The organism is Streptomyces sp. NPDC058371, from assembly GCF_042723265.1.
Classification (GTDB): Bacteria; Actinomycetota; Actinomycetes; order Streptomycetales; family Streptomycetaceae; genus Streptomyces.
In genome coordinates, this window is the sequence record NZ_JBHXJC010000022.1 from 59,844 (window position 1) to 74,248 (window position 14,405).

The following is a 14,405-nucleotide window of genomic DNA, read 5'->3' on the forward strand; positions in this document are numbered from 1 at the left end:
GACCCCGGATCCCCAGTATTGGTACAGACCTTGACCCCGTATCGAGGGGCTTGTTCAATGCCTCTGAATAGCTTTCGGATGCCCCCACACCACCGCTTCCCGCAGGATCCCGACGCCTCGTTCGCCCCAACGGGATCGCTCCTTCCCTTCACGAGCTGAACAGAATCCCCCACGAAGGGACCGCCATGACCCGGCTCCTTACAACCCGATGGCGGTCCGCAGAGACGTACTCCTCTGTCTGTGCCGCGTCCACCCTTCCCGGACTGGGCAGCGGACCGGGCACCGCGGCGGTTACGACGGTGACCGATGGCCGGCCGCGGAGCGCCAGCAGCCTTGCCGGCGGCTGGTACGCCCCGCAGTCGACCAGTGGAAGTCCATCGCCGCGCAGTGCGTCGCCCCCTCCTCCGGCACCGTGTGGCCGGTGAGCGCCGCGAACCGGCATCGATGAGCTACGCGTATCCGCGTCCGCGCCGCGCGCCATCGTGGCAGCAAGCACGTGGAAGTGGCCGGTGTGAACTCCGCCAAGGGCACCCGGCCGCAGATCTGAACTCGCTGCTCCGGCGCCAACCAGCTGCGGACGCTGCCGAGTTGACCGAGCCGAAGCCGTACACGAGGCAAGGACCGGGGCGGTTCCCGGGACGTAGCGACCCGACGTGCAATTCCCCACGAGATGGGAGACACACTGTGCGAACAGCCGTCCTCAAGATTCCCAGATCAGCGGCGGCGTTGGTCTTCGCCGCCTCCTTGGTCGTGACGGGCCTGCAGGCCCGGCCGGCCCACGCTGCCGGCGAGCCGTACCGCGACCCGACGTTGCCCGTGCCGACCCGCGTGGAGGACCTGCTCTCCCGGATGACCCTGGACGAGAAGATCGGCCAGATGACCCAGGCCGAGCGGGCCTCCGTCACCAACGGCAACGTTCCCGCCTACGGGCTCGGATCGCTGCTTTCCGGCGGCGGCTCCGCACCCTCGCCCAACAACGCGACGTCATGGGCGAACATGTACGACGGCTTCCAGAACGCCGCGCTCACCAGCCGCCTCGGCATCCCGATCATCTACGGCGTCGACGCCGTGCACGGCCACAACAACGTCTACGGCGCCACGATCTTCCCCCACAACATCGGTCTGGGCGCCACCCGCAATCCCGCCCTCGTCCAGCAGATCGGCCAGGCCACGGCGCAGGAGGTCTCGGGCACCGGTATCGACTGGGACTTCTCGCCCTGCCTGTGCGTCGCCCGCAACGACAGATGGGGCCGCTCCTACGAATCCTTCGGCGAGAAGCCCGAAGTGGCCACGATGATGACCAGTTACATCAACGGCATGCAGGGCAGCTCCCTCAACGCACCGGGGTCCGTGCTGGCCACCGCCAAGCACTTCATCGGCGACGGCGGAACCGACAACGGCGTCAACGCGGGCAACGCGACCCTGACCGAGGCGCAACTGCGCTCCACCCATCTGCCACCCTTCCAGGAGGCGGTTCGGCGCGGCGTCGGCTCGGTCATGATCTCGTACAACAGCTGGAACGGCGTGAAGGACCACGGCAACCAGTACCTCATCACCACCCTGCTCAAGGGCGAACTCGGTTTCTCCGGCTTCGTCGTCTCCGACTGGAACGGCATCGACGAGATCGACGGCCAGGCCGGCTTCACGGCCGCCGAGGTGAGCAAGGCGATCAACGCCGGCATCGACATGGTCATGGTGCCCACCGACTGGCAGCGGTTCATCACCACCCTGCGCGCCGAGGTGAACAACGGCCATGTGCCGATGTCGCGCATCGACGACGCCAACCGGCGCATCCTCACCAAGAAGTTCCAACTCGGCCTGTTCGAGAAGCCGTTGACCGATCGCAGCTACACCCCGACGGTCGGATCCGCCGCCAACCGGGCGCTCGCCCGACAGGCCGTGCGTGAGTCGCAGGTCCTGCTGAAGAACTCCGGGAACATCCTTCCGCTGGCGAAGACCAACAACAAGATCTTCGTGGCCGGCAAGAGCGCCGACAACATCGGCTACCAATCGGGCGGTTGGACCATGTCCTGGCAGGGCGGCAGTGGCGCCACCACACCCGGCACCACTGTCCTGCAGGGGATCCGGTCCGCCGCAGGCACGGGTACGACCGTCACGTACAACGCCAGCGGTACGGGCATCGACAGCTCCTACAAGGCGGCCGTCGCCGTCGTCGGCGAGACGCCCTACGCCGAGGGCTCCGGAGACCGGCCCGGCGCGATGGGCCTGGACACCACCGACCTCAACACCATCGCCACCCTGCGGGCGTCCGGGGTGCCGGTGATCGTCGTGCTCGTCTCCGGCCGACCGCTGGACATCGCCGCCCAACTGCCCAACTGGAACGCCCTGCTGGCGGCCTGGCTGCCTGGAACCGAGGGCAACGGCGTCTCCGACGTCCTCTTCGGCGACTACGCCCCGACCGGCAAACTCCCCAGCACCTGGATGCAGTCGGCAAGCCAGCAGCCCATCAACGACGGCGACGGCAAGACCCCTCTGTTCCCCTTCGGGTTCGGCCTCACCTACGGAACACCGCCCACCCACAGCGCGTACGACGTGACGCAGGCAGAGAGTTACACGTCCCAGTCCGGTACGCAGACGGAGACGACGACGGACACCGGGGGCGGCCAGGACGTGGGGTACATCGCCGCGGGGGACTGGCTCGCCTACAGCGGGGTGGACTTCGGGTCGACGGCCGCGGCCTCGGTGACGACGCGGCTGGCGTCGGCTTCCGCGACCACCGGTACGGTGCAGTACCGTCTGGACAGCACGACGGGGCCGGTCGTCGCCACCGTCCCGGTCACCAGTTCCGGTGGCTGGCAGACCTGGACGAGCCCCAAGGTCAACCTGTCGGGCGCCGCGACGGGTGTGCACTCGCTGTACGTCACCTTCACGTCCAGCGGCTCAGGGGACCTGGTCAACCTCAACTGGTTCCAGTTCGCGCGGTAAGGGCAGCCGATCGGCCGAGCCCTGCCTCGCACTCCCGCGGTATACAGGGGCGACGAGGCAGGGCAGTCGGGCTGCTCACGTGACTGCCCGGCGGAGCTCAACCGCGGGTCGCAGTGCGCGTCGGGCGCCGGGAAGGCCACGGTCACTACGCGCATCTCCCGGGCGAAGCCCGAGCCTCTCGCCGCTTCCGCTGCTCAGTGCAGTCCTTGTATCCGGGCAGTCGGACGCTCACGTACACCTGAGACGCCGCCTCGCAAAGGGAGGCGGAACCGCCGGACCTGCGCCGCGACGGCTCCGCCGAGCCCTGCCGGGATCAGCTCTTGGTGAACTTGTAGGTCATGCTGTCGGTCAGGACGCAGGAGCCGGGCGACACGACGATCACGCGCAGCGTTCCGGTACGCCGGTCGTAGTCGATGCCCTCCGCCTCGAAGGTGCCCGTGCAGCCGCTGCGCAACGGGAGTTGACGCAGCGCCGTGACGTGGCCGGTCACGTTGGAGGTGCCGTTCGGCTCGGCCGACAGGTCGATCTGGAGCAGCGGCTTGGTGATGCCGAAGAGCGTGCCCGCCGGGTCGTCGGAGGAGCACAGCAGCTGCGTCGCGGTGACGAAGTCGCAGCCCTGTACGTCGCGTACGGCGTGGTCGAGGGTGATGGCGGACGCCTGCGGAAGGTTCGCGGAGGGGGACGTACTCGGGTTCACGCCGGGTGTCGGGAACACCAGGAATCTGCTCATCGTGCCGTACTCGCCGTTCACCATCCACGAGCCGCTCGGTGAGATGGTGACCCAGGAGTTGTTCAGTGCCTCTCCGGAGTTCAGCGTGTGGACGTACTCCGACCACGCGCCGCCCGGCGCCTGCACCCGGAACATCTTGGCGGTGCCACCGTCGGCCTGGTACGGCTCGATGTAGTAGCCGTTGTAGGAGGCGTCCGGGTCGCCGACGTGGTTCCAGCCCCGGGAGTAGACGTCGATGGGGATCGTGCCGACGCCCGTGTAGCGGTTCGGGCTTCCGGCCGGAACCTCGACCGAGGTCAGGCCCTGGCTCTCACTCAGCGGGTCCGCGCGGTCCGAGCCCACCTCGGTCCAGGTGTCGGCGGCAACGGCGGGCGCGGTGGCGGAGACGGACAGGACGGCGGCCGTGGCGAGCGTGACGAGACCGGCCAATGCCGTGTGACAACGTTGCCGGGCGAGCATGCGCATGGGTGCTACTCCTAGGTGGGGGGCGCTTGTTCGGCGCACAGTCTGGCCTGCCACGAGGGCCAAGTACAGCCAGATGTATGGACGCAGGCCGTCAACTCGCCATCCAGAGCACGGCAGTTGCCTGTGCCTGTGCCAGTAGCCAGTACATGTGCCGGCGACTGTCCGGGAGCTGCCAGCCCCCCCGGGATGTGGACGCGACGGCCGGAGACTCGGGTCCAAGGGTGGTCGGCCACCGAAGTTCGGCAAGGCCGACATAGAAAGCGCCACGCGGTCGAACGCGGCATCAACCGCCTCAAACGAAACCGAGCCGGCGCCACGAGATGCGACAAACTCGCCGTGCGCTACTAGATACGTCAAACTCGCCCTGCACTAAGAACCACTAACGAAATGAGTAACGGGGAACGCTAGGCTCCCGGGGCATGAGTCAGAGTGGTTCGCAAGCGGCAGCGTTCTTCCGAGAGGCCCGCCAGAGCGGAGTGGCCTAGTTTGTCCGGGATGACGAGGGAAGCCCGGCTCCCCTCTCCGCGGACGGCACACGAAGTCTTCCCTACTGGTCGACCATGACCCGCGCCCAGAGGGCGGCGAAGATCTGGGGGCACGGGCTACGTGTTGAGTCCATGCCCCTGGACGCCTGGCGCGATCGCGATCTGCCCGATGCCACCCAAGAGGGATACATGATCGGGATCAACTGGAGTGGACCGCGCCTCGTCGGCTGGAGCTTCACCCCGGCGGAAGTCCTCAACCGACTCGCAGCGGGTGATTAGCCTACGGCGCCGCTCAACACAGAGCGCAGCCGCCGCCAACAGATCAGAGCGCATCCGAGGGTGAGGAACGCTTCGTGGATGTCGTCGCGTATCTCCCAGCGGATCCGTAGGCGGCGGAACCAGTGCAGGTGGGCGAACGCGCGCTCCACGACCCAGCGTTGGGTACCCAGGCCGGAGCCGTGCTCGATGCCACGGCGGGCGATCAGCGGTTTCACGCCCAGGTCCCAGACCAGGCGGCGGTACTTGTCGTGGTCGTAACCGCGGTCGCCCAGCACCACGTCAGGCCGGCGTCGAGGTCGGCCACGCTGGCCGCGCACGGGCGGCACGGCCTGGAGGAGCGGGATCAGCTGGGTGACGTCGTTGCGGTTGCCACCGGTCAAGGTGGCTGCAAGCGGGATGCCGGTGGCGTCGGTGATCAGATGGTGCTTGCTGCCCGTCCTGCCCCGGTCCACTGGGCCTCGTCCGGTCTTGGGCCCCCCTTTAACGCCCGGATGTGGGACCCATCGACCGCCGCACGGGAGAAGTCCAGAGCGTTCGCGCCGCGGAGTCTGGCGAGGAGGACCTCGTGCAGCCGGGACCACACCCCAGCCTCGGTCCACTCCGCCAGGCGTCGCCAGCAGGTCATGCCCGAGCCGAAGCCCAGTTCCTGCGGCAGGTGTTCCCAGGCGACCCCGGTATGCAGCACGAACAGAATGCCCTGGAACACCAGCCGGTCCGGATACCGCTTGCGTCCCGCATGCCGGGTCCGACGCTCGATCTTGGGCAACAGCGGCTCGACCACCGCCCACAACGCGTCATCGACTTCCCACGGCTTTGGCCGAGCCACCCCGCACCCCCAGATCACCGGTCCCGGAGTGATCCAACCACCTCGAAGATCATTTCGTTAGGAGTTCTAAGAAGCGCCCCGTGCTGGTTGCGGCCACCGAAGAATGGCTGTGACCAGCACTGCCGCGACGCTCCCTAGACCAGCTGCACCCTGCGGTCCAGGACGGCCGAATGAATACCGGCGGATGTCTCCCGCATGTACGCCGTCCGCAGTTCGTGCGCCTTCCGGTACTCGTCGGTCGCCAGAGCCTCGCGCATCTCGTTCTCCGACTCGAAGGCGATCCGCACGATCGCGTCGATCGGCTCCTCCTCGCCGTCCGCCGCGAGATCTGTCAGGTAGTACTGGACGTATTCCTTGACCTGGGGAAGCGCGGCATAGGTCGGTCCGTACTCCAGTTCCATGAAACGGCGGAAATCCTCCGTGGAAACCTCGGGACGCTTCCTGATCACCGTCATCAGTCTCAGCATGTCGCCACCACCTTCCTGAACACCTGTTCATTGCAAGCTATCATGAACGGGTGTTCAATGAGTAGGTGACCAAGGCAGACAATCGCGACCTGCGCTCCGAACTCGTGGCCGCCGCAATCGCCATGCTGGCGGAGCCCCAAGCGGTGGCCGTTCCGTCGCTGCGCTCGATCGCCCGGAGCTGCGGGGTGGCCCCCTCGGCCGTGTACTGGCACTTCCCCTCCGAGGCGGACCTGCGCTCTGCGGTGCTCGACGCCGAATACACGTCGCTGGTCGAAGCGGTCGAGTCGGCCCTCGACGCCGCGGACGAGGCAGACAACCAGCTGGTCGTCGCCGGTGACGCCTACATCGCCTGGGGCGCCGCCCACCCGGGCGCGTACCAGCTCCTGTTCGAGAGCAATGACGCACTGCCCGAGACCAGAGCAGCGAACGGGCCCCGCCTCCAAGCGCGCATCGTAGAACTCGCGCGGCACGTCGACCCGGACGCTCCCTTCGCCTCCGCACTCCTGTTGTGGTCGGCATGGCACGGTGTCGTCTCCCTACGGTTCCACAAAACCGAGTGGGACTGGGGAATGACCCCACAGGAAGCGAATCGCCGACTGGTTGAAGCACTGGCGACCGGGACCACCCAAGCGGACAAGCCCGCCGCTCGCTAGGAAGCTGCCTTGCCCTCGACCGAGCCGACCGAACCGCCCGGGCCCGACAGCTTCGACTGCGTCCTGCCTACTGCTAGCGCAACAGCGCGCAGACGAAGTTCTCCTCCACGGTCCGCAGCCGCTCGAGCAGGTCCGGCTTGTTCGTCTTGTTGACCTGGGTGGTGAGGGAGACGGTCAGCGACCGCTCGCCGTCCGGGGTGGCGGCGATCAGTTGTGTGTAGCCGGGGGTGTTGCCCGTGTGGCCGTACACCACACCGCAGCGGGTGGTGTACCGGAAGATGGCCAGCCCGGCTCTGTTCTCGCCGGGACCCGCGGGTTCGGATGCGCCGTTCACCCAGTTCAGCTGCTGCCGGCGGGTCCGCTCGGAGATGAGCTTTCCGCCGGCGTAGCCGCGGATGAAGGACGTCATGTCCTTCGGCGTCGAGATGATCCCGCCCGATGCCCACACGCCCGACGCACTCAGTACCTCGCTGATGTCCTCGGGCGGGTTCGGCGGGGTGACGTCGTAGCCGTGCATGTACGGCTCGGGCATCCGGTAGCCCTGCGGGAGGCTGGTGCTGCGCAGATCCAACGGGCGGTACACGAGCTGGTCGAGCAGGTCTTCGTAGCGGCGGTCCGTCACCGCCTCCGCCATCAGTGCCACGGCGATGTTGTCGGAGTTGGAGTACGTATACCGGGACCCCGGACGGAACACCAACGGCTCGTCGGCCACGAAGTCCAGCAGTCGGCGGGAGTCGAAGTGGCGGCGCGGGTCCTCGGTCACCAGGGCCAGGAACTCCGGGCTCGCGGAGTAGTCCGGCAGTCCGCTGGTGTGGTTCAGGAGCTGCCGCAGTGTGACCCGGTGCCATGCACGCGGCAGCCCGGGAAGCACCTTGCCGATGGTGTCGTTCAGACGCAGCTTCCCGTGGTCGACGAGCTGGAGGGAGACCGCGCCGCTGTACGCCTTGGCCGTACTGGCGATGCGCATGTGGTCGGTGACCTCGATCGGACGGTCGGTGCCCGTCTCGGCAACGCCGGCCCGGTAGACCTTGGTGTGGGACCCGCGCTTGAGGACGGCGATCGCTCCGGGCGGCCCGCCGGGGGCGGTGGTCAGTTCCTGCAACTGGCGTCGCAGTGCGCGGTTGTCGTCGGCGGCGACTTCCGCGGCTTGGGCCGGGGCATGCACCAGCCCGGCCGTGCAGGCCGCGGCCAGCAGAGCGACAAGGGGTAGGCGGACCTGCGGGGATCTGGCAACTCGCACGGGAGGACTCCTGAAACGTGAGCGCGGTGGGACGCCCAGCTTCACCCGCCGGTCAGGAACCCGCGCGCGGCTCTGCTCCAACCAGCCGAGAGCAGTACGCGGGAAACATCGAGGTCCGCGCAGAGATTCTGCTGGCCCGTCCGGCCGACTACAGCACTCGCCCCCGCGGGCGCGCCGAAGCAGTCGGACCGCGGCCTTGTCATCCGTCATCCGGGCGGCTTCCCGCAGGGCACCTGAGACCCGTCGACGGCACGGGGTGACACTCTTCCCTGTGATCACCGGTCAGACCGACCGGTGATCACCCGATCCTCCAAGGTGCGGCGGCTCCCCGCAGGGGAAGCCGCAGGGGCCCCGAACTGTGGGACAAGCTCAGATGCAGATCAGGACCTTTCCCCGGCGTGGTCCGCGCTCGGCGTACGCGTACGCTTCCACGATCTGCTTGAGCGGGTAGGTCCGCTCGATGCGCGGTGCGTAGCGGCCTTGCCGACCGAGTTCGCCCCGAGTTCGCCCGCCTTCGGCGAGGAGCGTGGAGTCGTTCTCCGCGTTGGCCAGATGCACACCCAGGCGCTGCGCGTTGGTGTAGTCGGCGACCGTCGACACGCGAGCAGGGTCGCCTACGATCGCGATGAGATCGGCCAGGGACCTTGAGGCCGCAGTGTCGAGCACGATGTCGACTCCGTCCGGAGCCAGGGTGGCCAGGCGCTCCGCGAAACCGGCTCCGTAGGTGGTGGGAACGGCTCCGAGGGAGCTGAGGAACTCCTGGTTGCGCTCGCCGGCCGTCCCGATCACGGTGGCGCCCTGAGCCACCGCGATCTCGACCGCGGCACTGCCCACGCCGCCGGCGGCGCCCTCGACGAGCAGGGTGCGCCCCTGCAGGGGACCGAGCGCCTTCAGCCCTCCCATCGCCGTCACGGATGCCAGACCGGCGCCGGCTGCCTCCTCGTCGGTCCACGTGGTGGGCGCGTGGGCCCAGGCCGAGAGCACGGCCAGCACCGCTGTCGCGCCGGTGACGCCGCCCAGCCCGAAGACACGGTCACCGATGCTCACCCCCTGCACACCCGCACCGGCCTCGTCGACCACGCATACGGCATCACGCCCAGGAATCGCGGGCAGGTCCAGGGGGAGTACCTCGTGCACCGCGCCGGAACGCACCTGCCAGTCAACGGGATTGACGCCGGCCGCCGCGACGCGGATGCGGATCTCGCCGGACCCGGGATGCGGGTCCGGCGCCTGCTCGACCACGAGGGTCTCCACACCGCCGTACTCGTGAGCCACTCCCGCAGTTCAGGAGAGTCGGAGTCCGACGTGAGCACCCGTGCTCGCCGCAAAGGAATCTGCGTACCCCCAACGCGAGCACCACGGATCGGCTGCCTGCTGGAGGATCCGCGGAGAACCGCCAGTACGAGCCGTGTACCCGCGCCGGACGGGACCGCACCCGGGCAACATGCAGTTGCCACGGTTGCCCTTACTTCGATGCGAACCCCATCGCCGTCCGCGGCGACAATCGTGCTCACCAGGGCCAGGTACGTCGAAGATCCCCCGTCCATCGCCGGCGGTCAGCCGCGTACGTGCAGCCCGAACCCCGTGCGGCCCGCGGGCTCCAGTCCCTCCTTCAGGTGGAGCGAGGGGATCTCGTAGTCACCGAAGTTCTGCCGCCGGAACGCGATCGGCTCGGTCGAATCCAGGGTGAGCAGGCGGTGCTCCCAGGCCTTGGCGACATCCGGGAAGTCCTCGCCTGTCATCCGGTCGGCGCCGTACAGCACGAACGGGGGCAGCACCTCGATGCCCGGGAAGTAGAGGATGCCGTGGTGGATCGGGAACAGCAGATCGTCGATGGGGCCGTTGATCCCGCGAGCGGCGTAGTGCGACTCCGGGCCGCCGGCGGTCACCGACAGCAGAGCCTTCCTGCCCGTGAGGGTGCCTTCGCCGAAGCGCTCGCCGTATCTGGTGTCGCTGTGCTCGCCGACGCCGTACGCGAAGTGGTACGTGAACACGCGGTCCACCCAGCCTTTGAGGATCGCGGGCATTGTGTACCACCACAGCGGGAACTGGAAGATGATCGTGTCGGCCCACAGCAGTTTCTCCTGCTCGGCGAGGACGTCCGAGGTGAGCGTTCCGGCGTCGAAGGCCCGGCCCGAGTCCAGGACGACCTTCAGCGGACTTGAGGCGTCGGGGCCGTAGTCCGTGGCGTCCACGACCGCCTTCCAGTTCATCGCGTACAGATCGCTCACCCGTACCTCGTGCCCGGCGGTCTCCAATGTGGACACCGCGAGGTCCTTCAGCGAGCCGTTGAGCGACTTCGGCTCGGGGTGGGCATAGACGATGAGCGTCTTCACGGGAACTCCTTCGGATCGGATGCCTTCGATCCTGGACGCCGCAGCGCCCGGCGTTCAGGGGCTCCTCTTCCGTCGGACGGGACTTCCTGGTATCGGCAGGACCACCTTCACGGGCACCACCGAGGCCATACTGGGCACATGGACGATCTCGCGGGCTACCTGCGAACCCGGCGTTCCCGGGTCGACCCGGCGGCCGTCGGCATCCCCATCGACAGCCGCCGCCGGGTCGAAGGGCTACGCCGCGAAGAGGTCGCGCACCTGTCCGGAGTCAGCGTCGACTACTACGTACGCCTGGAGCAGGGCCGAGCGACCCAGCCCTCCGAGCAGGTCCTCGACGCGCTCGCCCGCGTCCTCGGCCTCGACGAGACCGAACGCGGGCACCTCTACCGGCTCGCCCGGCAGCGCCGCCGCCGCGCGAAGGCGCCGGGCGGGCGGGTCAGGCCGGAACTGCTGCGCGTCCTCGACCTGGTCGCCGACACACCCGCGCTGATCATGGACTACCGCCTGGACGTGCTCGCCGGTAACCGCCTCGCCGGGCTCCTCTACGGCCGGCCGTTGCCGGGCCTGAACACCGCCAGGCACATTTTCCTCGAGGAGGCCGAGCGCGGCCTGTACGCGGACTGGGAGCACTGCACCCTCGACGTGGTCGGGCACCTGCGCCTGGCCGCCGGCAAAAACCCCGAGGACCCCCGCCTGGCCTCGCTCATCGGCGAGTTGGCGATGGGCAGCGAGCGCTTCCGCCGCCTTTGGGCCCGCGCGGACGTGCGCGCCCGCACACATGGACGCAAGGCGTACCGGCACCCGCTGGTCGGACTGCTGGAACTGCACCAGGAGAACTTCGCGCTGCCGGACGAATCAGGCACAGAACTGCTGGTGCTGACCGCGGCCCCCGGCAGCCCCGCAGAGGATGGGCTGCGCCTCCTCGCGGGCCTGGGCGCGGACAGCGGCGACGCGCATCCCACGGTAAGAGCTCAGGTCCGCGAGTAACTCGACCACGCCCACCCACCGCCTGGAACACCTCGGCGCTGACCGCGAGCCGGGATGGTGCCGGCCGCTGTCGTGTCTGCTGGACAGTTCGACTTCTGTGTGTGGCGGGGTGTCTCTTGACGTGGTGTACATCTGCTGTCCGTTCGTTCTCGTGGACAGAGCCGACCGAGGGCATCTTCAGCGGCAACTGCGCCACCACCGGATAGCAGAGAAGGACAGTGATTTGCCCCCCGAGCACTGACAGTTCTCAGCGGCTCTCCATCCACATGTCACGGCACGACGATCGACAAGTCCTGCCTCAACCCGACGACCTGGCGGAGCCCGTTCCCAACTGGTAGGACTCCGCTAGGTCCTCTGGTCCCTGCTCGTGAGGAGCACTGGCCGCCCGGCCCGCTTCAGAAGGCGTGCGCCATCAACTCCGCGAACAGCGCGTGTTCATCGGCATTGAGGCCCCGCGAGCGGAACCAGCCGCAAATGTTGGCGCAGTCGCGTTGGAGGAAGCTCATCCCGTTGAGGTTGCCGACCAGGTCGACGATCTGTGGCAGGTCGATGATGACCAGCCGCTCGCCCGCCGCCAGGATGTTGTACGCCGAGAGGTCGCCGTGCACGAAGCCGTTCTGCACCATCGTCGCGAGCGCATCGGTGAGTTGCTCGAAGTACGCCGACAGCAGCTCGGGGGTGGGGCGCGTCTGGGCGAGCCGGGGCGCGGTCTCGACGGCGCCGTCCTCGTCGACGACGGTGATCCACTCCATCAGGATCTCGGTGCCGTCGATCTGGACCGGGTAGGGAACCGGCAGCCCGAGGTTCCAGAGCCGCACCAGCGCACCCCATTCGGAAACCGCCCACTCGCCGGCCGCGACCTGCCGGCCGAAGGTGCTCTTCCGCTTGAGGGCCCGCTCGTCACGTGAGCGCTTCATCGAGCGGCCCTCGGTGTAGGACGCGGCGCGGTGGAAGGTCCGGTGCTCGGGAGAGCGGTACCGCTTGGCCGCCATGACCACGCCGGCGGCGGGGTCGAGCGGGTCGGCGCGCTCGACGAGGTGGACGTCGGCCTCCTTGCCGGTCTTGAGGACCCCGAGCTCGGTGTCGATCGCGCCCTGCGAGGTCACCACCCAGTCCGGGAGCGGCTCTGGGCCTCGGCAGAGGGGTTCGACGCTGAGCCAAGTCGACCAGCGCTGGCCGTCCTCGAGGTCGTCGTAGGACCGGAAGTCGAAGACGAACCGGTCGTCGACGTCGCCCAGGTCGTCCGGCGGCGGAACGTAGCGGTGGAGGTCGGTGATGAAGTCGTCAGGAACTGCCGGGTTCTGAGGGTGCTGCGAGAGATCGTCGTGAGACATCGCTGGAGGTGCTCCATGAGGTGAGAGAGAGGCGGTCTGCGGGCAGGCCGAGGACAGTCGTAGTCACGGTCGTGCCTCCTCTCGTGGAGCACCGGGCAGCTCCCGGCGTCTCGCCCATGGTGAGGGGCGGACACGGGGAGCGGCAACCGAATAAAGTCGGCCAACAGGCGCGCGAGTGGCGGTTCCGCGAGCTGGAGAACGGAGTGATGCTGGGCGCAGGCGCACACTTCCCCGAGCGCCAGTTTCGCCGGAGTTCTCGTTAGACAGGCACAGCGCCGGCTCGGCTGACCGGGAAGCGTGAGTCACGTTTCCTCGGCCTGTTCCTTAACCTTCGTGCGGCTCTGGCAGGGTGGCCGCCGGGCAGGGTGAGCGGTCGAATCGGGATGCGCTGATCTGCGGGGCAGTTGCATACTCAGCACATGGCCTTGCTTTCCGATCGTTTCCGGGATTCGCGCAGCACGGAGTACGACTACATCAGCTCGATCATTGTGCGATGCCCCGGTTGTGCGAAGGCCGCTCGTGTCGTTCCAGCACCCGAAGACTCCGATCCCGGAGGACCGATTCTGTTTAAGCCGCGACGTCTGATCTGCCGTGGCTGCGGACTGGCACAGGTGTGGAGCGGCCGTCTGGTCACCCTCTCCCGTGGCCCGGCTCAACCCGCGACGGATCCATACTTCGGCATGCCGCTGTGGCTCCAGGTTGAGACCCGCCATGGGTGGTTGTGGGCGTACAACCTCCAGCACCTCGACCTGATCCGCCGTTTCGTCCAAGCGTCCCTGCGGGAGCGAGCGCCCTGGTATGACACTGGACAAAAGATGACCTTGGTGGCCCGTCTTCCGGCATGGATCAAGCGAGCGAAGAACCGAGACGAGGTCCTGCGTGCCGTCAGTCGGATCCACGCCTCACTGATTGCCGCCTGAGTTCCGTACCCGCGTCCGGGTCGTAAGCGTCTGGATAGTCGCAAGGTGGTGTGCGGGATCCTGTTCATCCTGTACATCGGGATCCGATGGGAGTCTCTGCCCCAGGAGTTGGGCTTCCGCTCGGGGACGACCTGCTGGCGACGGCTGCGGGACTGAAGCGAGGCCGAAGTCCGGCAGCGCCTGCTCGAGCTGCTGATCTACGAGGTGCGGGCCGCAAACCTGCTGGACTTCTCCCGCGCCGCGGTCGACTCCAGCCACATCCGCCGCGAAGGACGGCTCGACCACCAGTCCGTCCCCGGCGGACCGGGGCAAGGCTGGCAGCAAGCACCACCTGATCGTCGAGGCGCACGGCATCCCGCTCGCTGCGATCACCACCGGCGGCACCCGCAGCGACGTCACCCAACTGATCCCGCTGCTCCAGGCCATCCCGCCGGTCCCGCGGCAAGCGCGGCCAGCCAGTGCGCCGCCCCGAGCACCTGTACACCGAACGTGGCGATGACTACGAGGTCTACCGGGACAAGGTCCGCCGGTTCCAGATCACTTCGCACGTCGCCCGGCGCGGCACCGGGCACGGCTCCGGCCCGGGCGTGTACCGCTGGGTCGTGGAAGGAGCGACCGCGTTGCTGGACTGGTTCCGCCGCCTGTGCACCTGCTGGGAGATCCGGTACGACATCCATCACGCGTTCCTCGCCCTCGCCTGCGCCGTAATGTGTTGGCGACGACTGCACACCGCACTT

The 14,405-nt window shown here is 68.0% G+C and carries 11 protein-coding genes and 2 pseudogenes; 6 read left to right on the forward strand and 7 right to left on the reverse strand.

All coding sequences use genetic code 11. The features are described 5' to 3' along the window. The first annotated feature begins 684 nt into the window (after positions 1 to 684). Positions 685 to 2,946: a glycoside hydrolase family 3 N-terminal domain-containing protein gene (locus ACFWM2_RS38140; RefSeq protein ID WP_383290247.1), complete on the forward strand. Its 2,262-nt coding sequence runs from the start codon at positions 685 to 687 to the stop codon at positions 2,944 to 2,946. 313 nt (positions 2,947 to 3,259) lie between these two features. Here the strand turns inward: ACFWM2_RS38140 and ACFWM2_RS38145 are convergent, their stop codons facing one another. Further along, positions 3,260 to 4,141: a hypothetical protein gene (locus tag ACFWM2_RS38145; RefSeq protein ID WP_383290250.1), complete on the reverse strand. Its 882-nt coding sequence runs from the start codon at positions 4,139 to 4,141 to the stop codon at positions 3,260 to 3,262. A gap of 503 nt (positions 4,142 to 4,644) precedes the next feature. Between ACFWM2_RS38145 and ACFWM2_RS38150 the strand changes: the two are divergent. Continuing rightward, positions 4,645 to 4,905: pseudogene (locus tag ACFWM2_RS38150) on the forward strand (DUF2750 domain-containing protein); the annotation flags it as partial. Here the strand turns inward: ACFWM2_RS38150 and ACFWM2_RS38155 are convergent. Both ACFWM2_RS38155 and ACFWM2_RS38160 read right to left on the reverse strand, forming a co-directional pair. Further along, positions 4,902 to 5,731 (reverse strand): IS5 family transposase gene (locus ACFWM2_RS38155; protein ID WP_383290253.1). Its coding sequence is split into 2 segments (ribosomal slippage): positions 4,902 to 5,386 and positions 5,386 to 5,731, totalling 831 coding nucleotides; the frame shifts between segments, so codons are not numbered across the junction. The pseudogene ACFWM2_RS38150 and the gene ACFWM2_RS38155 sit on opposite strands and share 4 nt — an antisense overlap. 134 nt (positions 5,732 to 5,865) lie before the next feature. Then, positions 5,866 to 6,198 carry an EthD domain-containing protein gene (locus ACFWM2_RS38160; RefSeq protein ID WP_383290256.1) on the reverse strand — a complete coding sequence of 111 codons (333 nt, stop codon included), beginning with the start codon at positions 6,196 to 6,198 and terminating at the stop codon, positions 5,866 to 5,868. Between the two features lie 65 nt (positions 6,199 to 6,263). On the opposite strand from ACFWM2_RS38160, the gene ACFWM2_RS38165 reads away from it, so the two are divergent. After that, positions 6,264 to 6,851 (forward strand): TetR/AcrR family transcriptional regulator, encoded by a 588-nt coding sequence (locus ACFWM2_RS38165; RefSeq protein WP_383290259.1) that lies wholly within the window; start codon positions 6,264 to 6,266, stop codon positions 6,849 to 6,851. Between the two features lie 73 nt (positions 6,852 to 6,924). Here the strand turns inward: ACFWM2_RS38165 and ACFWM2_RS38170 are convergent, their stop codons facing one another. The 3 genes from ACFWM2_RS38170 to ACFWM2_RS38180 all read right to left on the reverse strand — a co-directional run bounded on the left by ACFWM2_RS38170 (position 6,925) and on the right by ACFWM2_RS38180 (position 10,427). After that, the gene (locus ACFWM2_RS38170; protein WP_383290376.1) at positions 6,925 to 8,130 is read right to left on the reverse strand and encodes a serine hydrolase domain-containing protein; all 1,206 of its coding nucleotides are present in this window, start codon (positions 8,128 to 8,130) and stop codon (positions 6,925 to 6,927) included. Positions 8,131 to 8,460: 330 nt separating this feature from the next. Beyond that, complete coding sequence (locus ACFWM2_RS38175; RefSeq protein ID WP_383290262.1) at positions 8,461 to 9,366, reverse strand: NADP-dependent oxidoreductase; 906 nt, start codon at positions 9,364 to 9,366, stop codon at positions 8,461 to 8,463. 281 nt (positions 9,367 to 9,647) lie between these two features. After that, positions 9,648 to 10,427: an NAD(P)H-dependent oxidoreductase gene (locus ACFWM2_RS38180; RefSeq protein WP_383290265.1), complete on the reverse strand. Its 780-nt coding sequence runs from the start codon at positions 10,425 to 10,427 to the stop codon at positions 9,648 to 9,650. Between the two features lie 138 nt (positions 10,428 to 10,565). Between ACFWM2_RS38180 and ACFWM2_RS38185 the strand changes: the two genes are divergently transcribed. Beyond that, positions 10,566 to 11,414 carry a helix-turn-helix transcriptional regulator gene (locus ACFWM2_RS38185; RefSeq protein WP_383290268.1) on the forward strand — a complete coding sequence of 283 codons (849 nt, stop codon included), beginning with the start codon at positions 10,566 to 10,568 and terminating at the stop codon, positions 11,412 to 11,414. Between the two features lie 395 nt (positions 11,415 to 11,809). On the opposite strand, the gene ACFWM2_RS38190 is transcribed toward ACFWM2_RS38185, so the two are convergent. After that, complete coding sequence (locus ACFWM2_RS38190; protein ID WP_383290271.1) at positions 11,810 to 12,748, reverse strand: serine protein kinase RIO; 939 nt, start codon at positions 12,746 to 12,748, stop codon at positions 11,810 to 11,812. 419 nt (positions 12,749 to 13,167) lie between these two features. Between ACFWM2_RS38190 and ACFWM2_RS38195 the strand changes: the two genes are divergently transcribed. After that, positions 13,168 to 13,668: a hypothetical protein gene (locus tag ACFWM2_RS38195; protein ID WP_383290273.1), complete on the forward strand. Its 501-nt coding sequence runs from the start codon at positions 13,168 to 13,170 to the stop codon at positions 13,666 to 13,668. A 3-nt stretch (positions 13,669 to 13,671) separates the two neighbouring features. Then, positions 13,672 to 14,399: pseudogene (locus ACFWM2_RS38200) on the forward strand (IS5 family transposase); the annotation flags it as partial. Between the last annotated feature and the right edge of the window lie 6 nt (positions 14,400 to 14,405).

What these genes read in the sequence shown, in the direction of transcription:
- ACFWM2_RS38145 (WP_383290250.1), bottom strand. Translation starts at nt 4,141, where the DNA reads ATGCGCATGCTCGCCCGGCAACGTTGTCACACGGCATTGGCCGGTCTC.
- ACFWM2_RS38160 (WP_383290256.1), bottom strand. Translation starts at nt 6,198, where the DNA reads ATGCTGAGACTGATGACGGTGATCAGGAAGCGTCCCGAGGTTTCCACG.
- ACFWM2_RS38185 (WP_383290268.1), top strand. Translation starts at nt 10,566, where the DNA reads ATGGACGATCTCGCGGGCTACCTGCGAACCCGGCGTTCCCGGGTCGAC.
- ACFWM2_RS38190 (WP_383290271.1), bottom strand. Translation starts at nt 12,748, where the DNA reads ATGTCTCACGACGATCTCTCGCAGCACCCTCAGAACCCGGCAGTTCCT.
- ACFWM2_RS38195 (WP_383290273.1), top strand. Translation starts at nt 13,168, where the DNA reads ATGGCCTTGCTTTCCGATCGTTTCCGGGATTCGCGCAGCACGGAGTAC.